Genomic DNA, 23,454 nt, shown 5'->3' on the forward strand with positions numbered 1-23,454 from the left:
CGCCTCGCCTCTCGGGCCTACCTCGTCGCCGCGAAGGTCACCGACAGCAGCGTGGCCGCGAGCATGCCCCCGAGCAGGGTCAGGCCGATGCCGCCGATGTCGAGCCGGGCGCGCAGCCGGCGCTGCGCGATCGCCGCGGCCACCGGCACGCCCGCGGACGGCGCCACCAGGAACGCCAGCCAGCCCATCCCGCGCAGCACGGCGCCGCCCGGTATCCCCGTACCCCCGAAGGTCACCAGGCCGGCCGCCATCAGCGCGCACAGGCCGGCGATCAGCGCGCCCAGCACCGGCAGCAGCGGCAGCACCCAGCGCGGCACCGAGCGGCGTACCGCCGGGCGTGCGGTCACGTCGATCCGTTCGGCGGTGCGGGCCAGCAGCGTCCGGGCCGACTGCCGCGGTGGCATGGGCGCCACCGCGGTGGAGTCCGGTGAGCGTTCGAGCGCGACCCGCGGCAGCGCCTCGACCGCCGCGGGATCGGGCAGCTCGCCGAGCGTCCGCATCCGCATTCCCCGGGCCCGGCGCAGCTCGTTCCAGAGCCGGGCCGCCTCCCGGTCCACGTCGAGCACCTGGGCCGCGGCGGCGCCCGCCCAGCGGTCGGCCGAGATGGCGTCGTTCTCCGCCCGGGCCAGCTCCCCGGCCGCCTGCGCCGAGCTGTTCTGATATGCCTGCTCGGCGCCCGCCAGCTCCTCGTCGCGGCGCCTGGCGACGTCGGCGAGCGCGTTCATCATCAACTGGTAGTCGCGGTCACGTGTGGTCACTGTTCACCTCGTACGGGATGATCACTTCCGGATGGCGGTGCACCGAGCGGTCGAAGAACAGGGCGCGGCGCCGGCGCGGATACCAGGCCGGGCCGCCGGGCTGCGGTGAGAGCGGGCTGAGCTCCGGTCCCTGCACGTCGAGGGCCACCCACGCGCCGATGGTGTCCAGGCGCGCGCCGATTCCGCCCAGGTCGTCGCGCAGCCGCTGCACCGAGCGCCACCAGCCGAGCACGTGCGTCCGGTCCTCGGGCCCGTCGGTGAGCACGGCTCGCAGCCGCTCCCGATAGGCCGGCCCGGCGGCGTCCAGCGCGTAGCCGAGCACGTAGTGCGGGATGCCGTCCGGGTCGAGGGCGCCGAAGAGCTGATCGAGGTCGGCCAGGCCGTACCAGTCGGCCTGCGGAAGCTCGGCGACCAGCCGGGCCGCCGCCCGCTCCGCGCCCGGGTCGAGGCAGGCGACGCTGAACCGCGCCGGACCCTGCGCGGCCAGCGACAGCGCGGCCGCGGCGAGCACGTCGCAGGCCTCGCCGGTGCGGGTGCCCAGCACCGCCAGGTTGCGCCCCGGCATCCGCCCGAGCCGCAGCCGGGCGGGCCGCGCGGCCACGTCGATCCGCTCGCCGAGCACCGCGCCGGGCGAGGAGCCGATGTCGGAGTTCACGCTCGGCACCCGGCCGGCGGGCCGGTACGCCTCGGGCAGCCGCGGCACCGCGTCGCCGTCGAAGAGCCGGGGCGGCACGCAGTTGTCCGGGCGGCTGTGCCAGAGCTTGCGCTGCAGGGTGCGCCACGCGTGGCGGTCCCCGGCGTCGGGCAGCCGCACGATGTGGTTCGCGCCGGCCGCGCCCGAGTCGGCGTTGACGACTGCGTGGAAGCGGGGGATGACGGCGGCGGCCAGGTTGGTGTCCGCGAGGACCCGCCGGGCCTTCGGCAGCGCGATCCGCAGGGTGAACTGTCCGATCAGGCCGGAGCGGCCCCAGAGCGCCTCGATGCCGGAGACGTCCTGGCTGGCCAGCACCAGGTGGATGCCCTGCGAGCGGCCGCGCCGGGCCAGGTCCTCGAGGAGGGTGACGGCCTCGTCGGCGAGCGCGTCGCGGCCGGCGAGCAGCACCTGGAACTCGTCGATGACGGCGACGATCCGGGGCCAGTGCCCGCGCGGGTCCTCGGCGCGCAGCTCGGCCAGCTTGGACGCCTCGTAGCGCTTGGCGGCCTGGGCCCGGGCGCGGAGCTCCTCGCCGAGGTGGCGCAGCATCGCCAGGCCGAACTCCCGGTCGCCGTTGACGTTGATGCCGGCCAGCCGCACCTGCGGCAGCCAGCTCGGGTCGCGCGGGCCGGGCGCGAACCGCGCGAACGACACGCCCTCCTTGAAGTCCAGCAGGTAGAACGCCAGTTCGGAGGGGCCGTACCGGGCCGCGAGCGAGCCGATCCAGGCGTAGATCAGGTTTGTCTTGCCGGAGCCGGACGGGCCGCCGATGAGCGCGTGCGGCGGATCGTCGCCGAGCGGCACGGAGATGAGCGGGCCGTCGGTGCTGTCGCCGATCGGCGCGGCCAGGCCGTGTGCGGACGACTCGGTCCAGATCTTCTCGGGCTCGAGGTCGGCGAAGCTGGCCGGCGGCGGCCCCGCGCGCAGCCGCTCGGCCGTGGTCCGGGCGAATCCGGAGATCCGGTCCGGCGGCGGCGGCGCGTCGAGGGTGACCGCCAGCTCGCCGGTGGTGTCGCAGGTGGCCATGCCGTCGCGCACGGCGATGTGCTCCACCGTGGGATGCGGCGCGAGCTCGAGGCCCCGGACCACCAGGTGCACGCCGCAGGCCACGCCGGTCCGGACGATGCGGTCGAGCTGGGCCCGCTGGCCCTGGGTGAGCTCGGCGTCGGCGAGCAGCACCACGACCCGCCAGGGCTCGGGGCGCGGGCCGGTGGTCGCGGCGGTGAGCTCGGGCAGGGACGCGTACTCGCCGGCCAGCACGGTCTCGTTGACCCGGCAGATCTGCTCGACCAGATCGTCGAGCACGGCGCTCAGCCCGCCCGGGCCGACGAAGGAGAGCAGACCCGCGTTGCCGAGCGGCGCGAACGCCGCGAGCGTGCCGCCGAGCTGCTCGGGGTCGTAGACGGTGAGCCGGACGTCGCCGGGGCGGGTGGTGCCCAGGGCCCGCAGCAGCAGCCCGGAGATGACGCCGTCGGCGGTCTCCGGGTCGCCCACCAGGTTCACGTGCGCGTGGTCGAGCAGCGGCACGAGCGCGGGCAGGCGCCGGGCGCCGTCGCCGGTGTCGTAGCTGACCGTGCCGATGCGCAGCAGCCGGGGGCGGCCGACCCGGTCGGGCTCGGTGGGCGTCCAGTAGCGCCAGGCGGTGCCGGCGGAGCCGGACGCGCAGAGCGCGGCCAGCGACTCGACGTTGCGGGTCAGCGCGCCGGCCTCGGCCGCGGTCCGCCGCAGGATGTCCTGCCGTGCCGCCTCGCGCGCCTCGGCGAGCTGGGCCAGGCAGGTCGAATAGGCGTCCCTGATCATCTGCTTGCGCCGCAGCGCCTCGCTGCGGGCCGACTCCGCGGCGGCCAGCACCGCCCGGGCGGTGCCGCGCGCCTCGGCCAGCTCCTGCCGGACGACGGCGACCAGCGTGTTGCGGTGGCTACCCACAGCACCCCCCGGAAGTCACGATGGGAGATTTTAACCATTTTGCCGTGGTTGCCAACTTATGTGGCGCGTGTCGCTATTGAAGCGTCACCGCACGGGTTCCCGGCGGGTGACGCCACCGGCCCCCGCCAGCCAGCGCGGGTCCGTGCCCACCAGGTCCCGCCAGAGGTGCGCGGCGACCATGGCCGCCGCCTCGGTCTGCCAGCGGTACAGCGAGCGCCGGGGCACGTAGCGGCGGAACCAGTCGAGCGCCCGCTTCGCGTCCCGGTCCAGCCCGTCGGGCTGTGGCCGCCGCTGGTACGGCCGCAGCCCCAGCACGCTGCAGTAGTAGAGCGAATTGAAGAACCGCCACTCCTCGGTGGTCCCGAACACCCCGGCCGGCTTGAGCCGCAGCACGTGCTCGCTCAGCACGGCCCGCAACTCCGCGGCCCGCAGCAGCGGCTGATCGGCCAGCCCGGGCCCGCGCCCGGCCAGCCGCCGGTCCACCGCCGGCAGGTCGATGAGCGGGCTGCGCAGCAGCCGGCCCACGTCGCCGAAGTCCTCCAGCGCCCGCCGGGTCAGCCGCTGGAACTCCTCCGCGTCCAGGGCGATCGTCCGGTGCCGCACGCGCCGCCGGGGCAGCGCGTCGGCCGCCGCCATCAGCCCGGCGCGGTCGAGCCGCAGCCGCTCGTCCTGCAGGAACGCCAGCCGGTCCAGCCCCGCGCGCAGCGGCCCGGCCAGGCCGACCGCGCTCAGCACCACGCCGACCACCACGAACTGCAGCACGGTCACCGCTGGCAGGCCGGGCGCGGCGAGCATGGTCAGCGCGGCCGGGCCGCCGCAGAGCGCAACGGCCGCGGTCGCGAAGATCAACGAGCGGCTCAGGTCGGTCTGTAGCCGCTCGCCCGCCTCGACCGCGTCGGCCACCGCGACGAGGAAACCCATCAGCAGCAGGTCGAGGCCGAGCGCGGCGAGCACCAGGATCGGCGCGCCCAGGTCGATCGGGGCCAGCACGACGACCAGGCCGAGCGCGTAGAGCGCGGCGACGGCGGCCAGGGCCGAGGACAGCGCGCCCGGGCGCACCCCCTGCCGGTAGCGCATGAGCAGCACCATCGCGCCCGCCAGCGGCGCGAGCGCGACCAGCTTTCCCACGCCGGGCAGCACCGCGGCCACCGCCAGGAACACCCCGGACACGATCAGCCAGCCGCGGTTCGCCTGCCGGTATTCGGGCGCGGTGCGGGGCAGCAGGCCGACTGCCACGCCGGCCCAGCACAGGGCCGGCAGGCAGAGCAGCAACTGGGCGAGGCCGGAGGCCGGGCTCAGCACCCAGGCGACCACCGCGATCCCGTACGCGAGCAGCGCGGCGGCCGCGCGCCACAGCAGCGAACTGGCCGGATCACGCCCCAAGAGGTAGCAGCCCAGCCACCAGGAGTAGGCGAAGGCGGGCACGGCGATCGCGGACACGGCAGTAGTCAACCAAACAGACGCTCGGTCGCGACACCCTCTACCGGCTGCCGTTCCCGCTTGCGCCGCCGTCGCCGCCTGATCGCCCACCATCCACCGAGCATCGTCAGCGCGAGTCCGAGCAGGACGAGCACCGGCAGCATGATCGCCAGCAGCGACAACAGCACGCTGCCGATGTCCTCGACGGTGCTGGCCACCGGCGCGCCCAGGCCGGCCGTCGAGGCGTTCACCACGGGTCGCGACACGGCCTTGACGCCGTGCACGCACAGCGCGATGAGCACGCCCGCCGCGACGGGCGCCCACTGATGGGAGCCGAAGAACGAGCCCGGGTCGGACACGGTCACCGTCTGCGACGACGAGCCGGCCCCGAACGCGAGCCCGCCGGCGGTCGGCCGGACCACGGTCTGCACCACGTCGTTGACGTGGTCCACCACCGGGATCTTGTCGGCGACCACCTCGACGGCGAGCAGCACGACGAGGATGCCGACGGCCCAGCCGCCGGAGATCCATTGCCAACCGTCGGGCAGCTCGATCAGATCGGTGTAACGGGCCAGTAGACCCATCGTGAGCAGGGGGATGTAGGCATTGAGGCCGGCGGATGCCGCCAGGCCGGTACCGGTGAGCGCTTCGAGCACATCACCAGGATGGCACCGCCACGCGAACCCGGCCCGGCGCAGCGGCTACCCTCGTCGGGTGCGCCTGGTCATTGCGAAGTGCTCCGTGGACTACGTCGGCCGCCTCTCCGCCCATCTACCGCCCGCGGTGCGGCTGCTGATGGTCAAGGCGGACGGCTCGGTCTCCATCCACGCCGACGACCGCGCCTACAAGCCGCTCAACTGGATGAGCCCGCCCTGCAAGCTGCAGGAGGCGCCCGGCGTGTGGCGGGTCGTCAACAAGGCCGGCGAGGAGCTGCGGATCACCCTCGAGGAGATCTTCCAGGACACCTCCTACGACCTGGGCGTCGACCCCGGCCTGGTGAAGGACGGCGTCGAGGCGCACCTGCAGGAGTTGCTGGCCGCGCATCCGGCGACCTTCGGCGAGGGCTGGAGCCTGGTCCGCCGCGAATACATGACCGCGATCGGCCCGGTGGACCTGCTCTGCCGCGACGCCGCGGGCGGTGCGGTGGCGGTCGAGATCAAGCGGCGCGGCGAGATCGACGGCGTCGAGCAGCTGACCCGTTACCTCGAGCTGATGAACCGCGACCCGCTGCTCGCGCCGGTGCAGGGCGTCTTCGCGGCGCAGGAGATCAAGCCGCAGGCCCGGGTGCTGGCGACCGACCGCGGCATCCGCTGCGTGGTCGTGGACTACGACCGGCTGCGCGGCATGGAGCGCAACGAGCTCACGCTCTTCTAGAACGTCTGGCGTGCGCTGAGCTCCACCCGGTCCTCCGCGGTCGTCCCGCTCACATACGCCCGGGCGCCGAGCACCGCGACCACGCCCTGCACCACCACGCCGGTCCACGTCAGCGGGCCGCCCTGGACGATCTGGACCGCCGTGGGCAGGGCGAGCAGCAGCACGTCGAGCCCGGCGAGCGCGCTGATGGCCGGCCCGACCGAGAACGATCCCATCGGGGTGTCCAGCGGGAACAGTCCGTTGTCGACGAAGCCGACGCGCGCCCTGCGGATCGTCGCGGCCGCACCGGCCGGGCCCAGCACCAGCCCCAGCGCCCACCACGGGCCGGCCGGCAGGTCGCCGAGGGCGTGCAGCAGGGACAGGGCGGCCGAGTACCAGATCGCGGAGAGCACGCCGGGCACCCAGAGCCGCTGGATGATCGACTGCCGCGAGCTCAGGCCGAGCAGGCGCAGCAGGACCGGGTTGCCGGCGTCCGTGCGGACCGTCGCGGCGGCCGCGCTGCCGGCCGCCAGGCCACCGGCCAGCACCGCGAGGGCCAGCAACCAGGCCGGTGCGTGCGTCAGCAGCGCCGGCAGGGCGGTCGCGCCGGCCAGCCACAGCAGCCGCCGCGGCCGGCGGCGCAGCAGGACCAGATCCTGAGCCACCAGTACGGGCACCCGCGGCCACAACCGCCGCGACGTCAGCCGGCGCCGCGCCCAGTACCGCCGCTCGACCATCTCCATGACGAAGGACGGCTCCACGCCGAACGCCGAGTCGAGCAGCGTCCCGGCCGTCTTGGACGCCTCGAGGATCCGCTCGTTCGGGGTACGCGCGAGGCGGCGTACCGCAAGCAGGAAGAACGCGGTCACGACCACCGCGAGGGTCGCGACCGCCGTGGGCACGACGCCGTCCGCGGGCCATCCGGCGGCCGCGCGCGGCGCGGTCACGACCGAGTCGACGACCAGCCCGGCCAGCCCCGCCGCGACCAGCAGGTAGGCCGCGTTGTCCGACCAGGCCGACCACCAGCGGTCCGCCTGCGCGTCGAGCGCCACCAGCAGCAGGGCGCCGCCGAGCAGCGCGCCGGCCAGCGGCAGCAGCGCGTCCGGGCCGGAGACGGGCCGCGCGGCGACATGCCCGAGTACGCCGAGCCCGCCGAGCGCGCCCGCGAACGCCGCGCCGATCGCCGCCACCCAGAGCGAGGGCAGCAGCAGCCGCCGGCGGCTGACCGGGGCGGTGAGCAGCCAGGAGGCCGCCGGACGGCTGAGCCCGAGCGGGCCGAGGCGGCGCAGCGCGAGGTAGAGCCCGCCGACGATGACCAGGCTGAGCGCGCCGCCGGCCAGCGCGGACGCGTTCGGGGCGGTCGGCCAGAAGATCACCGCCAGCTGCCGGTGCAGCATGCCGCCGACGATGGCGACGAACAGCAGGGCGAAGTAGAAGTTGCCAAGCGTCTCGCCGCGCTCGCGATGCGCCGACCGGGTCCGGCGCACCCAGCGCCGGACGCCCCCGACGGCGACGGTCGCGGTCACCGCGCTGCGGGGGCGTGCAGGTCGGCCATGCTGACCGTCGTGGTGCCCGCCGCCGCCGCGAACGCCTCGTCGTGGCTGGCGATCAGCGCCGTGCCGCCGCCGGCGAGATAGTCGCGCAGCAGCCCGGCCACCATCGTCCTGGCCTGCGGGTCGAGGCGCTGCTCCGGCTCGTCCAGGATCAGCAGCCGGCTCGGCCGCAGCAGCGCCAGGGCCAGGGTGAGCCGCTGCTTCTGACCCGAGGAGAGCGAGGGCGGGATGACGTCGGCGTGCGAGGCGATGCCGAAGCGCTCCAGCATGTCGTCGAGGCCGGCCGCCTCCGGTGCCAGGCCGTGCGCGCGGCAGACGAGTTCGGCGTGCTCGCGGGCGGTGAGGCCCGGGTACCAGGTGGGCGGCTCCACAGTGGTGACCACGGCGCGCCAGAACTCCGGTGTGGACCCGGGCGGCCCGCCGAAGATCTCGATCTTGCCCGCGTCGGGACGCTGCAGGCTGGCGACGCAGCGCAGCAGCGTGGACTTGCCGATGCCGTTCTCGCCGGTCACGCAGACGCCGGCGCCGGCCGGCACGGTCAGTTGGACGTCCACCAGCACCGGCGCGGAGCCGTAGCTCACCGACAGGTCGCGGACCTTGATCGCGGATTGATCCACCGGCCGACGCTAGCAAACGCGGTCACGGGCGGCGGCCGTACAGTAGCTTCACCGCCTTGACGATGCGCTGGACCTGCGCCGGGGTGCGCTCGAAGGTCATCGAGGGCAGCAGCGACGGCGCCCGGCGCACGGTGATCGACTTGGCCCGGCTGAACTCGCGCAGCCCGTCGTCGCCGTGGATGCGGCCGAAGCCGGAGTCGCCCATGCCGCCGAAGGGCAGGTTGGCCATGCCGACGAAGCTCAGCGTCGAGTTCACGGCGACCATGCCGGTGCGCATCCGCCGGGCGATCCGGACGCCGTTGGCCTTGCCGAACACGGCGCCGCCCAGCCCGTACGGCAGCGAGTTGGCCTTGGCGATCGCCTCGTCCGCGTCGGCGACCCGGGTGATGGTCAGCGTCGGACCGAACGTCTCCTCCCGGATCGCGGCCGCGTCGTCGGGCACGTCGACCAGCACGGTCGGTGACACGTTGGGAGGCTGAACCGCGTCGGCGCCGCCGAGCACCGCGGTGGCGCCGGCCGCGAGCGCGTCGTCGATGTGCCGGCGGATGATGTCGATCTGGCCCGGCATCGTGATCGGGCCGATCTCCTCGCCCAGCCGCAGCCGGCCGGCCTTCTCCACGACGGCGGCGACGAAGGCGTCGTAGACCCCGGTGACGGCGTACGCCCGCTCGATGCCGATGCAGGTCTGCCCGGCGTTGGTCATCGCGCCCCAGACCGCGGCCTCGGCCGCGGCGGCGACGTCCGCGTCGGCGTCCACGATGAGCGCGTCCTTGCCGCCGGCCTCGATGACGACCGGGGTCAGGTTCTCCGCGCAGGCGGCCATGACCCGCTTCGCGGTGGCGGTCGACCCGGTGAACGCGATCTTGCCGACGCCGGAGCGGCACAGCGCGGCGCCGACGTCGCCCAGCCCGTGCACCGCCCGCAGCACCGGCTGCTCCGGCACGACCTCGGCGAACGTGTCGACCAGCCACTGGCCGACCGCCGGGGTGTACTCGCTCGGCTTCAGCACGACGGCGTTGCCGGCCGCCAGCGCGCCGCTGATCGGGCCCAGCGGGGTGAGGATCGGGTAGTTCCAGGGGCCGATGACGCCGACCACGCCGAACGGCTGGTATTCCAGGTGGCCGGAGTGCTCGGCGACCAGCAGGCGGGTCTTGGTGCGCCGGGGTCCGAGCACCCGCTTGGCGTTGCGGGCGGCCCAGTCGACGTGCTCGATCGCGGCGATGGCCTCGACGATCGCGTCGGCCACCGGCTTGCCGGTCTCCGCGTGGGTGAGCGCGGCAAGCTCCTCGATCCGCTCGGTGATCAGGGCCCGCCAGCGCAGCAGCCGCACCTTGCGGCCGTCGAAACCGAGCCCGGCCCACCAGGCGCCGGCCTCGCGCGCGCGGTCGACGGCGGCGTCGACCGCCTTGTCGTCCGAGACCGGCAGGCGACCCGCCTCGACGCCGGTGGCGGGGCTGGTCGACACGAGGAAACCGTCCTCGACCACGGGCAAGCCGGGAATGCGGGTAGCCGTCATGAACGTGAGTCTAGGTCGCATTAGGGCCGCCGCGCCTCACACGTACGCTTGATTTCGTGAGCCCTCGCCGCAATCGCCCACGCCGCCCAGAGCCGTCCCCGTTCGCCGCCGGCGAGGGCGCGCGCAAGGGCGTCGAGGGCGTCCAGCAGTATCAGGACGGCGAGTGGATGGTGCGGTCGATCTTCGGCGGCGCGGCGGTGAAGGCGTACCGGTGCCCCGGCTGCACCCAGGAGATCCGCCCGGGCGTCGCGCACATCGTGGCCTGGCCGGTCGACGACCGCGGCGACGAGAGCGACCGGCGGCACTGGCACACCGGCTGCTGGCGGGCGCGCGACCGGCGCGGCCCGACGGTGGAGCGCTCGCGCAACGCCCCGCGCTACGGGTGATGCCCTCCGACCGCCCCACCCGCCACCCAGAAAAGGACTGAAGGCAATTCACATGAGTAACCAGATCCGGGCGAACTCCGTCCTGCCGGCCAGCCGCCAGGACATCGAACTGCACACGGCCGACGGGCTGACCCTGGTGGGCGAGCTGGCCCGGCCCGAGACGGGCGACCCGGTGGCCACGCTGGTCTGCCTGCATCCCCTGCCGACCCACGGCGGGATGATGGACAGCCACGTCTTCCGCAAGGCGGCCTGGCGGCTGCCGGCGCTGGCGGGCGTCGCCGTGCTGCGCTTCAACACGCGGGGCACGTCGAGCGTGCGCGGCACCAGCGAGGGCGAGTTCTCGGCGGGCACGGCGGAGAAGTTCGACGTCGCGGCCGCGATCGAGTACGCGGAGTTCCTCGACCTGCCGAACATCTGGCTGCTCGGCTGGTCGTTCGGCACGGATCTCACCCTGATGCACGGCCTCGACCCGGCGGTCGCCGGTGCGATCCTGCTGTCGCCGCCGCTGCGCTTCTCGTCCGAGGAGCACCTGGCGGCCTGGGCGGCGGACGGCAAGCCGGTGACCGCGCTGGTGCCGGAGTTCGACGACTACCTGCGCCCCGAGGAGGCCACGGCGCGCTTCGCGGCGATACCGCAGGCGGAGGTCGTTGGCGTGCCGGGCGCGAAGCATCTCTGGGTGGGCGACGCCGAGACCGTGCTCGACGAGATCGTGCGCCGGGTGGCGCCGGGCGTCGAGGTGCCGCTGCCACGCACCTGGGCTGGCGCGATGGAGTCCGGTGACATGAACGCGTACGCGAACCGCACGGTGGCGGCGTTCGCGGACGTGCCGGTGCCGAAGCCCGGGCAGTGAGCCGGGGCTACTTCTCCTCCATGCTGGGGTTCACGACCTCGCGGACGATCAGCTGGATCGCCGCCACCACCGGGATGGCGATCAGCGCGCCGAGGACGCCGAACAGGGCGACGCCCAGCAGCGCCGCGGTCACCGCCGCCACGTCGCTCACCTTCACCGACCTGCGCATCACGGTCGGGTAGATCAGGTAGTTCTCCACCTGCTGGTAGACGATGAAGAAGATGATGCAGACGATGCCCGTCGTCAGCGACGTCGCCAGCCCGACCAGGCTCACGATCACCGCGCCCAGCGTCGCGCCGATCTGCGGGATCAGGTCGAAGACCGCGACCACCACGGCCAGCGCGAACGGGTATTTCATCTCCAGGATCATCGCCAGCACCCCGGTGCTGATGCCCGCCAGCACCGCGATCGCGATGGCGCCCACCATGTAGGCGCCGACCTTGCCGAGGATCTCGTCGGTCAGCAGCCGGACCCGGTCGCGCCGGGAGCGGGGCACCAGGGAGTACCCGCTCTCCTTGATCCGGTCGAAGGCCGCCATGAAGTAGATGACCAGGACCAGCACGGTCAGCACGTTGAAGATGGTGCCGAAGAGCAGCTTCGCGCCGCCGACCACGCCACCCAGCGCGTTCGTCACGGTGCCCGTGCCCACGGCGCTCTGCACCTTGGTCAGGATGTCGTAGCGCTGGACGATCTCGTTCACCGTCTCGTTGCGCTGCAGGCTCTCGATGAAGCCGGGCGCGTTCTCGACCAGCTGACCGGTCTGCGTGACCAGCGGCGGAACCAGCGCGAACACGCCGCCGCAGAGCAGCAGCACGATCGACAGCGTCATCACGGTCACGGCCAGCCCCCGGGGAAGGCCCCAGCTGCGCAGCCGGGTGACCGCCGGGTTGAGGCCGATCGCCAGGAACATCGCGATGAAGATCAGCACCAGGATCGAGGCCGCGTTGCGCAGGCCCACGAAGATCCCGTACGCGGTGATCACCCCCAGCCCGCCCAGCAGTCCGATGAGGAACGGGTTGCGCCTGTTGAGCGGCGGGCCGGGCTTGCCGAACTCGCCGGAGTGGAGCGACTCGGCGGCGGCGTCGCCGTCATCGTCGGCGGGTGCGGGCTCCGCTGCCGGGACCGGATCGTCGGCCGGCGGCGCCACCGCGTCGGTGTCGGCGTCAACCGGGCGGGATTCGTGGGCCGTCACCGGAACCTCCCCATCTGCACGAAGGGCGTCCGTGCAGAGGTCGGCGACCGGTGCGGCGAAGGACGTCCCGGCGGCAATTTATCGGTACGGGTCAAAGCCCGCTACCCGGCGTCGCTCAATCGGCGTCGACGCCGACCCGGCTGTCCGCCGGGCGGGGGGTCACCTTGGCCGAGGCGGTGATCTTCGCGGGCGCGGCGGAGGCGGCGGCCGGCCCGGACGCGGCCGATGACGCCGGCGACTCGGGCGCGGCGTGCTGGCCGACCGACGTCATGGACGAGGGCGACTGCTGACCGACCTGGGCCTGACCGGTCGCCGGCAGGGACGCCGTTGCGGCCGGGGACGGACCCGGGTCGGACGGCTCCTCGCCGTCGTCCTCGTCGTCATCGTCGTCGCCCGGGGACGCGGCGGCCGCGAGGACCGCCGCGGCGGCCAGCTCGGCGACCCGCTTGGCCTCCTTCTGCACCTGGCGGCGCACGTCGGTGGCGCGGCGCTCCGCGGCCTCCCCGGCGAGCTTCGCCTCGGCGACATGCTCGAGCGCGACCTCGAGCTCCTTCTTCACCTCGGCCAGGCGCTGCTGGACGCGCGCCTCCTCCTTTTCGGCGGCCTCGGCGCGCTCCTTCGCCGCGACGACCTTCTGCGCCGCCTCGGCGACCTCCGAATGCGCGGTCTCCAGGTCGCGGCCGGCCCGGTTGATCTTGTCCTGCTGCGCGGCGATCTCCTTGCGGACCGAGGTGGCCTGCTCGTCGGAGCGGCGCAGCACCTCCTCCGCGTACTTGTCGGCCTCGCTGCGCAGGTCGGCGCACTGCTTCTCGACGCTCGAGCGCATCTGGGTGAGCTCCTGGGCGACGTCCGACTTCAGCTCGGCGCGCTCGCGCTCGGCATCGGTGCGCAGCTTCGCGACGTCCTGCTGGGTCTTGTCGCGCAGCGCCTTCATCTCCTGGTCGGCCTGCATGCGGGTCGACTTGGCGTAGCCGTCGGCCTCGGCGCGGGCCCGCTGGGCGTCCTGCGCGGCGCGCTCGGTGAGCTGCTTGGACTCGGCGCGGGCGCGGGCGAGAGTGGACTCGGCCTCCGCGCGCATCTGCTCGGCGGCCTGGCGGCTGCTCGCGACCGCCTTCTCGGCGGCGGCGCGCCGGGTGCTGTCCGCCTTCTCCTCCTCGGCTCGCCGCGCGGCCAGGGCGATCTCGAAGTCGCGGTGGCCGTCGTGGACGTGCGCCTCGGCCTCGGCGCGGATCCGGTCCGCCTCGGCGAGGCGGGCGGCGATGTCGTCGGTGGCCGAGCGCTTGATGTCCGCGGCGACCTCCTCGGCCCGGGCGAGGATCTCCTCGACCTTCGGCCCGAGGTGGCGGAACGAGACCTCGGCGCCGACGCCGGGCTGGCGGCGCGCCTGGACGGCCTCCTGCTGAAGGCGGTCGATCTGCCCGGCCATCGCCTGGAGCTGCGAATATGCCTGATCGCGCTCGTTGACCAGCGCGGCGATCTCATTCTCGGCACGGGCCACGTAGCGCTCGACCTGCTTCTTGTCATATCCCCGCAGGGCGGCCTCGAAGCTGGGCTCGGAGGCCGCGTCTCCACCGAGACCGAAGATTTCCCCGCCGTGCGACATGCTTTCCATCCTCACATACGCATCGTCCCGCGTCGTGTCGATACACACCGGCTTGGCGGGAGTGGGCGTCTGGTTGTGAATTGTCTGTGCTCGGGCTTCGTAGGAAAACGAACGGGCCGCACCGGAGGAGCTCCGGTGCGGCCCGCAAAAACGCCTTCGCACAACCGGCTCGATCATTTCAACCGTTACGCACGCCGAAGGGTGGCGCAACCGGTGACCGAGTGGCAAACGACTCAGCTGCTCTTGGCAGCCGCCTCGGGCTTGCCGGCCGCCTCGGCCGCGCGCGGCGCCGGGGTTTCGGGCTTGGCCTCCGCCTGCTGCTTGATGGCCTCGGCGGCCTGCGCCGCCGGGCCGGCCGTCGGCACCAGGCCGGAGAGGCCGGAGAGCATCTGGCCCAGCTGGTTGGTGACGGCGTCCTTCTGCCGGGTCAGGTCCTCGACCTGGCGCTTGGCGGCCTGCGTGGTGAGCTCGGCCTCCGTGCGGGCCGAGCTGAGCAGCCGGCCGGCCTCGCCGCGGGCCTCGGTGACCGTCTTCTCCGCGAGGGCGCGCGCCTTTTCGACCGTCTCGACGGCGGTGCGCTCGGACTCGACGCGGCGGGTCTCGGCGCGCTGACCGATCTCCTTGGCGCGCTCCTCGGCGGCGCGGGCGCGCTCCTCGGCCTCGGTCACCATCTTCTGGGTGGCGTTCACCTGGGCGGCGTGACGCTGGGATTCCTCGCGCTCGCTCTTCTCCCGGCGCTCGGCGGTCTCCAGCGCGAGGGCCTGCAGGTCCTTGTCGCGCTTGTCGCGGGCGTCGGTAAGCATCTTGGTGGCCTCGGCGCGCTTCTCCTCGGCCTCGCGGGCCGCCTTCGCGCGCAGCTGGGTGATCTCGCGTTCGGCGGTGGCGCGCAGCGAGGCGACCTCACGCTCCACTGTCGACTTGAGCTCCGCGACCTCGTGCGCGGTGACCGTGCGCAGCTGCTTGGTCTCGCGGTCGGCGTCGGAGCGGAGCGTGTCGGCCTCGCGGCGGGCCTGCACCCGGTTTTCCGCGGACTCGCGCTCGGCCTGCGTGCGGACCTGCCCCGCCTCGCGCTCGGCGGTCGCCTTCATGGCGGCGGCCTCGGCGCGGGCCTTGTCGGTGATCTCACGCGCCTCGAGCCGGGCCGCGGAGAGGATGCCCTCCGACTCCCGCTTGGCCTCGTTGCGGTGGTCGTTGGCCTGCTCCTCGGCGAGCCGCAGGATCTGCTCGACCCGGGTGCCCAGCCCGGAGAGGGTCGGCCGGTTGTTCTCCTCGAGGAGCTTGGTGCTGTCGGCCAGCTTCTGCTCGAGGGCGTTGAGGCGCTGCTCCGCCTGGCGCAGCCGGCGCTGCGCGTCGTTCATCCGCTGCTCGGCCTCGCCGCGGGCCTGCTCGGCCTGGTTCAGGGCGGCGACGACCCGGCCGAGGTGGCCATCGACCTGGTGGCGGTCGTATCCACGCAGCACGACGGTGAAGTCGGTCTGCGAATTTGCAGTCTCGAAGAACTTGAGATTGGCATCCTGCTGCTGGGGCATTGGGACATACTGGCAGACCCCCCAGGGGGCCACGCAAGAGCGTACGGGCCTGGTATTCCGGCCTAAGATCACCTTCGGCCTGGCCACCAAGAGGCGATGCCGGCCGTTCGGAGGGCACCGCGGCGGGCCTGCCCGCTGAGTGTCGTCGCGCCACTACCTGCTGTGCTATCCGGAATCGGTAGATCGTCACGCGGGGTCGCCGGTCGGCGCTCCTCGATGGTGACGATCCTGCCAGGCCCCGGGGGCACAGTCAGGACGTTTCACCCGTAAGGCTGACGAATCAGGCGGGCTGGACCAGCTCGACGAGTACGCCGCCGGCGTCCTTCGGGTGCACGAAGTTGATCCGCGAGCCGGCCGTGCCGCGCTTCGGCTCGTCGTAGAGCAGCCGGAGCCCCCGGGCGCGCAGCGCGGCGCTGGTCGCCTCGACGTCGGCGACCGTGTACGCAAGCTGCTGCAGCCCGGGCCCGCTGCGGTCGAGGAACTTCGCGATCGCCGAGTCGGGCCGCAGCGGCGCGAGCAGCTGGATCCGGGCGCCGGTGCCGTCGTCGCCGGCGGCGAGCATCGCCTCGCGCACGCCCTGCTCCTGGTTCGTCTCCTCGTGCACGCAGCGCATGCCGAAGATCTGCGCGTAGAAGGCGATGGCCTCGTCCAGGTCCGGGACCGCGATGCCGACGTGGTCCACGCGGAGCAGGCCGACCTCGGGCAGCGAGTCCAGATCGCTAAGTGACTCCATGTCGGAGAGTGTGACATTCTCGCGGCCATCCCCGATGGGTAACGCTTCGGTGTCCGGCTAGGCTGACCCTAACCATCGTTCAGGTGCCGAGCCGGTGACCCGGCCCCGGCCGCCGCAACCCGAAAGCGAAGCCTCCCGTGACCAGCTCGGTGATCGTCAGCGGCGCCCGTACGCCCATGGGCCGCCTCCTCGGCAACCTCAAGAACGTGCCGGCCACCGCCCTCGGCGGTCACGCCATCGCGGCGGCGCTGGAGCGCGGCGGCGTGGCGCCCGACCAGGTGCAGTACGTGATCATGGGTCAGGTGCTGCAGGCCGGCACCGGCCAGATCACCGCCCGGCAGGCCGCCGTGGCGGCGGGCATCCCGATGACGACGCCGGCGCTGACCGTCAACAAGGTCTGCCTCTCCGGCCTCGACGCGATCGCGCTCGCCGACCAGTTGATCCGCGCGGGCGAGTTCGACATCGTCGTGGCCGGCGGCATGGAGTCGATGACCAACGCGCCGCACCTGCTGATGGGCCAGCGCCAGGGCAAGAAGTACGGCGACATCGTCGTGCGCGACCACACCTCCTACGACGGCCTGATGGACCCGTGGGACGGCATCTCGATGGGCGAGGCCACCGAGATCAGCGGCGCCGGCCTCGGCATCACCCGCGAGGAGCAGGACGCCTTCGCCGCGCTGAGCCACCGCCGTGCGGCCGCCGCCCAGCGCAACGGCCACTTCGCCGAGGAGATCGTCGCGGTCCGGACCGGCCTGCGCGAGGTGGACCCGGTGATCGAGACCGACGAGGGCGTGCGCCCCGACGCGACCGCCGAGTCGCTCGGCGCGCTGCGCCCCGCGTTCACCAAGGACGGCACCATCACCGCCGCCAGCGCCTCGCCGATCTCCGACGGTGCCGCCGCGGTCGTGGTGATGAGCCGGGCCAAGGCCGAGGAGCTCGGGCTCACCTGGCTGGCCGAGATCGGCGCGCACGGCAACGTCGCGGGCCCGGACAACTCCCTGCAGGCTCAGCCCGCCAACGCGATCAAGCACGCGCTCGGCAAGGCCGGCCTCTCCGTCGGCGACCTCGACCTGATCGAGATGAACGAGGCCTTCGCACAGGTCGTGCTGCACTCGATGCGCGAGCTGAAGGTGAGCGAGGAGATCGTCAACGTCAACGGCGGCGCCATCGCGCTCGGCCACCCGATCGGCATGTCCGGCGCCCGGCTGGTGCTGACCCTCGCGCTGGAGCTCAAGCGGCGCGGCGGCGGGCTCGGCGCGGCCGCGCTCTGCGGCGGCGGCGGCCAGGGCGACGCTCTGCTCATCAAGGTGCCCACCGCTTGATCGTGGGGCAGGATTCCAGGGTGACCACCTCAACGCGTCCCGGCCGGGACATACCGACGCTGGTGAACCGGGCGCGCGAGGGCGATCCTCGCTCCGTCGCGCGCCTGATCAGCCTCGTCGAGAACGGCGACCCCAAGCTCCCCGAGGTCGCCGCCGCGCTGGCGCCGTACGCGGGCCGGGCACAGGTCGTCGGCCTGACCGGCTCGCCGGGCGTCGGCAAGTCCACGACCACCAACGAGCTGGTCCGCGCCCTGCGCAAGGCGGGCAGCCGGGTCGGCGTGCTGGCCGTCGACCCGTCCAGCCCGTTCACCGGCGGCGCGATCCTGGGCGACCGGATCCGGATGCAGGACCACACCACCGACCCCGGCGTCTACATCCGCTCGATGTCCAGCCGCGGCCACCTGGGCGGCCTCGCCGCCGCGACGCCGCAGGCCGTGCGGGTGCTGGAGGGCGCGGGCTGCGACGTGGTGCTCGTCGAGACCGTCGGCGTCGGCCAGGCCGAGGTGGAGATCGCCTCCCTGGCCGACACCACGCTGGTGCTGCTCGCGCCCGGGATGGGCGACGCGATCCAGGCGGTCAAGGCCGGCATCCTGGAGATCGCCGACGTCTTCGTGGTCAACAAGGCCGACCGCCCCGGCGCCGACGCCACCTGCCGCGACATCCAGGGGATGCTCTCGCTCGGCGAGCGCGGCCCGGGCGAGTGGCGGCCGCAGGTCGTGCGGGCCGTCGCGGTCAAGGGCGAGGGCGTCGACGACGTCGTCGCCGCGATCGGGAAGCACCGCGCCTGGCTGGAGTCGTCCGACCGGCTGCGGGACCGCCGCGAGGCGCGGGCCGCCGCCGAGGTCGAGGCCATCGCGCTCGGCACGCTGCGGGCCCGGCTGGGTTCCCTGCGCGAGGGCACCGCGCTGAGCGACCTCGCCGCCCGGGTGGCGGCCGGCGCGCTGGACCCCTATGCGGCCGCCGAGGAACTGATCAGGGGCCTTTAGCCGAACTTGGCGAGGGTCTCCAGGATCAGATTCTCGTCCCAGCTCAGCCGGCCCGACGCCAGGTCGTCGACCAGCGCGCCCAGCCAGGCCAGCTCGGCGCTCAGCATCGCCGCGCGGTACTCGTCCTCGATCAGGAAGAGCCGGGGCAGCCCCGGCGGCGCCTGCCCCCGCATCTGCGCGACCTTCTCCCGCAGCGCGACGATGCGCCGCTCCAGCAGCGTGCGCACCTCCGCCGGTTCCAGGATCGGCAGGAACGCCAGCGCGGCGGGGAACTCCGGGAACTCCCGGGCCGGCGTCGGCAGCATGTCGGTAAGCCACCGGCGCAGCGTCGTGGCGCCCGCGTCGGTGATCTCGTAGACCGTTCGCTCGGGGCGGCCGGCCTCGCGCGTGGTGCCGCCGGGCCGGGCCAGGCCTTCCCGCACCAGCCGGTCCAGCGCCTGGTAGACGCTGTTGCGCTGCGCCACGTTGACGAGCTGGTCCTGGCCGCGCTCTTTGATCATTTGCTGCATCCGGTACGGGTGCATGGGCGCCTCGGCGAGCAGTGCCAGCAGCACCATCGCCAGCGTCGACCGGCGCGGTTCCGCAGAGCTCATGGTCCACAGACTAAGGGGTTGCCAAACCATAGTCATGGCATGCATAGTCATTTTATGACTAAGCAAGCAATCGTCGCCGGCGGCGGCATCGCCGGCACCGTCGCCGCCATCGCGCTGCACCGCGCCGGGTTCGCCCCGCTCATCCACGAGGCGCACGAGCGCGCCGCCGACGAGCGCGGCGCGTTCCTCACCGTCGCCGTCAACGGCCTGTCCGCCCTGCGCTCGCTCGGCCTCGACCCGGAGCGCCTCTTCGCCGCCGGCTTCGCGACGCCGGCGATGGCGCTGCGCAACTCGGCCGGGCGGCGCCTCGCCGAGTTGCCGCTGGGCGGCCCGTGGCCGGACGGGACCACGACCACCACCATCCGGCGCGCCGACCTCTATCTGGCCCTGCGGGGCGAGGCCGAGCGCCGCGGCATCCCGATCGCGTACGGCAAGCGCCTGGTCGGCCGGACCCTGCGGCCCGGCGGGGTGACGGCGCACTTCGAGGACGGCTCGGCGGCCGACGGCGACCTGCTGGTCGGCGCGGACGGCCTGCACTCGCGTACCCGGACGGCGCTGGACCCGGACGCGCCCGCGCCGCGCTACCTGGGCCTGCTCAACGCCGGCGGCTTCACCTCCGGCCCGGTCGACCCGGCGGCCGCCCCGAAGCGCGGCGTCATGCAGATGGCGTTCGGGCGGCGGGCGTTCTTCGGCTGGGCGACCGCGCCCGACGGCTCGGTGTGGTGGTTCGCCAACCCGGCGCGCAAGCACCCGGCCGAACCGGGCGAGTGGACCCCCGAGTCCTGGCGCGAGCACCTGCTCGAGTTGTTCGCCGCCGACGGGGTGCCGGCCGCCGCGCTCATCCGGGCCAGCGACGAGATCGTCGGCCCGTGGAACACCTGGGACCTGCCGCGGGTGCCGGTCTGGCGCGACGAGCGGACCGTTCTGATCGGCGACGCCGCGCACGCGGTCTCGCCCTCGTCCGGGCAGGGTGCCTCGATGGCCATCGAGGATGCGGTCACGCTCGGGCGCTGCCTGGGTGCCCGCGACGACATCGCGGGCGCGCTGGCCGACTACGAGGGGCTGCGGCGCGAGCGGGTGGAGAAGGTCGTCGCGTACGGGAAGCGCACCGGCAGCACCAAGACCGCCGGCCCCGTCGGTGCGCTGATCCGCGACGCGCTGACCCCCCTGGTCATGCGGCTGATCTATCGCAAGGGTGATCCGCAGGCCTGGATACACGACTTCCGGGCCTGAGCGGCCCGGCGATCCGGGGCACCGGGGGATGTCTCCCATATCCGTGATGTGTGCGGCCTCGGGGGTGACCCCTGGTAGCGACGTATATCCATAAAGTTTCGTTGACGATCATTAGGTTACGCAGCGCGGATGCCTGGTAACCTTGCCGCCCTCTGCCCGGGAGGAAGTCGCGATGCGTACGAAGATGCTCGCTCTGGCTGCGGTCGGCATGATCGCATTCGGTGGCATGGCCGCCTGCACCAAAGATGGCAATGAGGGCGCCGCCGCCGACACCGGTGGTACCCGTGGCGGCGGGGGCGGCGGCAAGGTCGGCGTGATCCTGCCCGACACCAAGACCTCCCAGCGCTGGGGCTCCGACGACCCGAAGCTGCTGAAGGCCGCCTTCGACGCCGCGGACGTGCCCGTCGACATCCGGAACGCCGAGGGTGACAAGGCGCGGTTCCAGCAGATCGCCTCCGAGATGATCGCCGGCGGGGTGAAGGTCCTGATAATCGTCAACCTGGACTCCGGCACCGGCAAGGCCGTGCTGGACAAGGCGAAGGCCGCGGGCGTCAAGACCATCGACTACGACCGGCTCACGCTCAACGGCGGCGCTGACTACTACGTCAGCTTCGACAACGAGGCCGTGGGCACGCTGCAGGGCGAGGGCATCGTGCGCTGCCTGAAGGAGAAGAAGATCTCCCAGCCGGTGATCGCCGACCTCAACGGCTCGCCGACGGACAACAACGCGACCCTGTTCAAGGCCGGCTACGACGCGATCGTGCAGCCGAAGTTCGACGACGGCACGTTCGTCAAGGGTCCGGACCAGTCGGTCGCCGACTGGGACAACGACGAGGCCGCGACCGTCTTCAAGGAGATGTGGACGCAGACCAACCACAACATCCACGGGGTGCTGGCGGCGAACGACGGCCTGGCCAACGCGGCGATCGGTGTCCTGAAGGACAGCAAGATGAACGGCAAGGTCCCGGTGACCGGCCAGGACGCGACCACGCAGGGCCTGCAGAACATCCTCGCCGGTGACCAGTGCATGACGGTCTACAAGGCCATCAAGCGGGAGGCCGACGCCGCCGCCGACCTGGCCATCAAGCTCTACAAGGGCGAGCAGGTCACCGCGCCGGACGAGGTGAAGGACCCCGAGTCCGGTGACGACGTGAAGTCGTTCCTGGAGAACCCGCAGCCGATCTACATCGACAACATCAACATCGTCATCAAGGACGGCTTCGTCGAGAAGAAGGCCGTCTGCTCGGGCCGCTACGAGAAGTTGTGCCGGGAGAACGGCATCAAGTAACGCCCCGCCGCGCCGGTGCCGCACCGGCGTGGCACCCCGAACGCAGCCGCCCGTGGCCCTCGGCCACGGGCGGCTCTTCGTCTCGGCCCGACCGCCCCGCCGCGTGTTCTCACCGGGCGATCGCCGCGAGGCACGGGCCCAGGGATCCGGAGCGTGATCCGCCGGTCCGCAGAGCTCTGCCGGGGCCGCCCGCAGATGATCCACCTGGCGACAGGGCGATGCCCGGCGGTGCTCGTGGCACCGCCGGGCATCCGGTCGATCAGAGGGGGCTTTCAGCAGGCTGCGTCGGTTCCCGCCACGTTGACCGCGGTCCAGGCCTTCTGCACCGCCTTGTACTCGGTGCCGCACTTGCCGTAGAGGTCGGTGGCCGCCGAGAGGGTGTAGCCGCGGGCCGCCTTGTAGTTGGTGCTCGAGGTGAAGTAGGTGGTCAGCGCGCGGTACCAGATCGCCGCGGCCTTGGTGCGCCCGATGCCGGTCACCGCGCCGGCCGAGGCACACACCGGCGAGGTGCCGTACGAGGTGGCGCCGGTGCCCTCGGCCAGGTCGAAGAAGAAGTGGTTGCCGACGCCGGACGAGTAGTGCACGTCGACGCTCTTCGTGGTGCTCGACCAGCAGCCGTGGCTGCCGCCGTCCAGCGTCGGGTTGTACATGTAGCGCAGCGGCTTGCCGTTGCCGCTGATGTTGATCTTTTCGCCGATCAGGTAGTCGCCGGCGTCGCTGCTGTTGGCGGCGTAGAACTCCACCATCGTGCCGAAGATGTCGGAGGTGGCCTCGTTCAGGCCGCCGGACTCGCCGGAGTAGGTCAGGTTGGCGGTGCGCTCGGTGACGCCGTGCGACATCTCGTGGCCGGCCACGTCGAGCGAGACCAGCGGGCGGGTGTTGCCGCTGCCGTCGCCGTAGGTCATCTGCGCGCCGTCCCAGAACGCGTTCACGTACGCGCTGCCGTAGTGCACCCGCGACGGCACGCCGGTGCCGTTGTTGAAGATGCCCCGGCGGCCGAAGGTGTTGTTGTAGTAGTCGTAGGTCTTCGCCGCGCCGTAGTGCGCGTCCACCGCGGCCGACTGGCGGCTGGCGGTGGTGCCGGTGCCCCAGACGTTGTCCGCGTCGGTGAACAGCGTGCAGGTGCCCGAGGTCTTGTTGTTCAGGTCGCAGGTGGTTCCGTTGCCGTGCGCCGCGTCCTTCAGGCTGAAGCTGGTGGTCGACACCTGGGTGGTGCCGATCGAGACGGTGCCGGAGTAGACGCTCTTGCCGCTGCCGGTGGCCGTCTGGATGGTGTCCCAGGAGCTGAGCAGGGCGCCGGTGTTCGCGTCGGTCACGACGTGCAGCCGCGAGGGGGTCTGCCCATCGGCGCCGAAGCCCTCGACGGTCGTCTCGTACGCCAGCGTGCCGGTGCCGCTGGTGGCGTCGACGATCAACTCGGGAGCGCCGACCCGGCTGACGGTGCCGGTGAAGTGCGCCCTGGCCGCCGCGCTCGCGGTGGAGGCGGCGCGCTTCGGCGTGGTGCTCAGCGTCAGCGGCGCGACGAGGCCGACCGACGCTGCGCGGAACGCGCCGTCCCTGCCCGCGTGCATGACGAAGTCGCCGCCGAGCACCCGCAGGCCCTCGTGCGTACGGGTGTAACGCACGTGCGTCGAACCGTCGGCGTCCTTCGCCGTGGCCCTGACGGCGAAGGCGTCCGCGGCGGCGGCCTTGAGGATGGCGCGGTGCGCGGACGGCGACAGGGGATCGGGCGCGGCGGCGGCGGACGTCGCGCCGACACCCGCCAGCAATCCACCCATGAGCAGGGCGGAGCCGACGGCTGCGAGGGGTCGTTTCACGGGAACTCCTGAACGGTGGGGGACCGTGGCGGTAGCCACACATGTAGATCTACCTATTCAAGAACAATCTGTGAACATGCTGAAGA

The 23,454-nt window shown here is 72.9% G+C and carries 20 protein-coding genes; 7 read left to right on the forward strand and 13 right to left on the reverse strand.

The genetic code is table 11. The features are described 5' to 3' along the window. Positions 1-17 precede the first annotated feature (17 nt). The 4 genes from AB0F10_RS07945 to AB0F10_RS07960 form a co-directional block, all read right to left on the reverse strand. Positions 18-758 carry a hypothetical protein gene (locus tag AB0F10_RS07945; protein ID WP_360621235.1) on the reverse strand — a complete coding sequence of 247 codons (741 nt, stop codon included), beginning with the start codon at positions 756-758 and terminating at the stop codon, positions 18-20. Continuing rightward, positions 745-3,378 (reverse strand): FtsK/SpoIIIE domain-containing protein, encoded by a 2,634-nt coding sequence (locus AB0F10_RS07950; RefSeq protein WP_360621237.1) that lies wholly within the window; start codon positions 3,376-3,378, stop codon positions 745-747. Before AB0F10_RS07950 ends, AB0F10_RS07945 begins: the two co-directional genes overlap by 14 nt. A gap of 84 nt (positions 3,379-3,462) precedes the next feature. Further along, positions 3,463-4,830: a hypothetical protein gene (locus AB0F10_RS07955; RefSeq protein ID WP_360621239.1), complete on the reverse strand. Its 1,368-nt coding sequence runs from the start codon at positions 4,828-4,830 to the stop codon at positions 3,463-3,465. Continuing rightward, positions 4,827-5,453, reverse strand: coding sequence for a DUF4126 domain-containing protein (locus AB0F10_RS07960; RefSeq protein WP_360621241.1), 627 nt, complete (start codon positions 5,451-5,453; stop codon positions 4,827-4,829). Before AB0F10_RS07960 ends, AB0F10_RS07955 begins: the two co-directional genes overlap by 4 nt. A gap of 58 nt (positions 5,454-5,511) precedes the next feature. Between AB0F10_RS07960 and nucS the strand changes: the two genes are divergently transcribed. Then, on the forward strand, positions 5,512-6,171 hold the full coding sequence (nucS, locus tag AB0F10_RS07965; RefSeq protein WP_360621243.1) for an endonuclease NucS: 660 nt from the start codon (positions 5,512-5,514) through the stop codon (positions 6,169-6,171). Here the strand turns inward: nucS and AB0F10_RS07970 are convergent. From AB0F10_RS07970 to AB0F10_RS07980, 3 genes are read right to left on the reverse strand one after another with little or no spacing between them, the layout of a single operon-like run. Beyond that, positions 6,168-7,676: a DUF6297 family protein gene (locus tag AB0F10_RS07970; protein ID WP_360621245.1), complete on the reverse strand. Its 1,509-nt coding sequence runs from the start codon at positions 7,674-7,676 to the stop codon at positions 6,168-6,170. The two genes, nucS and AB0F10_RS07970, sit on opposite strands and share 4 nt — an antisense overlap. Further along, a complete protein-coding gene (locus AB0F10_RS07975; protein WP_360621247.1) occupies positions 7,673-8,320 on the reverse strand; it encodes an ATP-binding cassette domain-containing protein in 648 nt (215 codons plus the stop codon). Before AB0F10_RS07975 ends, AB0F10_RS07970 begins: the two co-directional genes overlap by 4 nt. 22 nt (positions 8,321-8,342) lie before the next feature. Continuing rightward, positions 8,343-9,836, reverse strand: coding sequence for an aldehyde dehydrogenase family protein (locus AB0F10_RS07980; RefSeq protein WP_360621249.1), 1,494 nt, complete (start codon positions 9,834-9,836; stop codon positions 8,343-8,345). A gap of 56 nt (positions 9,837-9,892) precedes the next feature. Here AB0F10_RS07980 and AB0F10_RS07985 point away from each other — a divergent pair, with 56 nt between their 5' ends. Together AB0F10_RS07985 and AB0F10_RS07990 are read left to right on the forward strand one after the other, a co-directional pair. Continuing rightward, entirely contained in the window at positions 9,893-10,222 is a 330-nt protein-coding gene (locus AB0F10_RS07985) for a hypothetical protein (protein WP_360621251.1), read from the forward strand. A gap of 52 nt (positions 10,223-10,274) precedes the next feature. Beyond that, entirely contained in the window at positions 10,275-11,072 is a 798-nt protein-coding gene (locus tag AB0F10_RS07990; protein WP_360621253.1) for an alpha/beta hydrolase, read from the forward strand. Between the two features lie 7 nt (positions 11,073-11,079). Here the strand turns inward: AB0F10_RS07990 and AB0F10_RS07995 are convergent, their stop codons facing one another. From AB0F10_RS07995 to mce, 4 genes are all read right to left on the reverse strand, one after another. Beyond that, positions 11,080-12,264, reverse strand: coding sequence for an AI-2E family transporter (locus tag AB0F10_RS07995; protein WP_360621255.1), 1,185 nt, complete (start codon positions 12,262-12,264; stop codon positions 11,080-11,082). 115 nt (positions 12,265-12,379) lie between these two features. Beyond that, positions 12,380-13,867: a Laminin subunit beta-1 gene (locus AB0F10_RS08000; protein WP_360621257.1), complete on the reverse strand. Its 1,488-nt coding sequence runs from the start codon at positions 13,865-13,867 to the stop codon at positions 12,380-12,382. Positions 13,868-14,100: 233 nt separating this feature from the next. After that, positions 14,101-15,396, reverse strand: a complete 1,296-nt coding sequence (locus tag AB0F10_RS08005) for a DivIVA domain-containing protein (protein WP_360621258.1) — start codon at positions 15,394-15,396, stop codon at positions 14,101-14,103. A 280-nt stretch (positions 15,397-15,676) separates the two neighbouring features. Beyond that, the gene (gene mce, locus AB0F10_RS08010) at positions 15,677-16,129 is read right to left on the reverse strand and encodes a methylmalonyl-CoA epimerase (RefSeq protein ID WP_360621260.1); all 453 of its coding nucleotides are present in this window, start codon (positions 16,127-16,129) and stop codon (positions 15,677-15,679) included. 137 nt (positions 16,130-16,266) lie between these two features. Here mce and AB0F10_RS08015 point away from each other — a divergent pair, with 137 nt between their 5' ends. Next, positions 16,267-17,451 (forward strand): acetyl-CoA C-acetyltransferase, encoded by a 1,185-nt coding sequence (locus tag AB0F10_RS08015; RefSeq protein ID WP_360621262.1) that lies wholly within the window; start codon positions 16,267-16,269, stop codon positions 17,449-17,451. A gap of 20 nt (positions 17,452-17,471) precedes the next feature. Beyond that, positions 17,472-18,437 carry a methylmalonyl Co-A mutase-associated GTPase MeaB gene (gene meaB / locus AB0F10_RS08020; protein WP_360621264.1) on the forward strand — a complete coding sequence of 322 codons (966 nt, stop codon included), beginning with the start codon at positions 17,472-17,474 and terminating at the stop codon, positions 18,435-18,437. Here the strand turns inward: meaB and AB0F10_RS08025 are convergent. Beyond that, complete coding sequence (locus tag AB0F10_RS08025; protein WP_360621266.1) at positions 18,434-19,030, reverse strand: PadR family transcriptional regulator; 597 nt, start codon at positions 19,028-19,030, stop codon at positions 18,434-18,436. The two genes, meaB and AB0F10_RS08025, sit on opposite strands and share 4 nt — an antisense overlap. Positions 19,031-19,084: 54 nt before the next feature. Here AB0F10_RS08025 and AB0F10_RS08030 point away from each other — a divergent pair, with 54 nt between their 5' ends. Continuing rightward, positions 19,085-20,263, forward strand: coding sequence for an NAD(P)/FAD-dependent oxidoreductase (locus AB0F10_RS08030; RefSeq protein ID WP_360621268.1), 1,179 nt, complete (start codon positions 19,085-19,087; stop codon positions 20,261-20,263). Positions 20,264-20,435: 172 nt separating this feature from the next. Further along, positions 20,436-21,551, forward strand: coding sequence for a substrate-binding domain-containing protein (locus AB0F10_RS08035; protein ID WP_360621270.1), 1,116 nt, complete (start codon positions 20,436-20,438; stop codon positions 21,549-21,551). Positions 21,552-21,823: 272 nt separating this feature from the next. Here the strand turns inward: AB0F10_RS08035 and AB0F10_RS08040 are convergent, their stop codons facing one another. Continuing rightward, positions 21,824-23,368, reverse strand: a complete 1,545-nt coding sequence (locus AB0F10_RS08040; RefSeq protein ID WP_360621272.1) for a M4 family metallopeptidase — start codon at positions 23,366-23,368, stop codon at positions 21,824-21,826. Positions 23,369-23,454: the final 86 nt, after the last annotated feature.

Origin of the sequence: Actinoplanes sp. NPDC026623, assembly GCF_040638275.1 — a bacterium.
Lineage (GTDB): Bacteria > Actinomycetota > Actinomycetes > Mycobacteriales > Micromonosporaceae > Actinoplanes.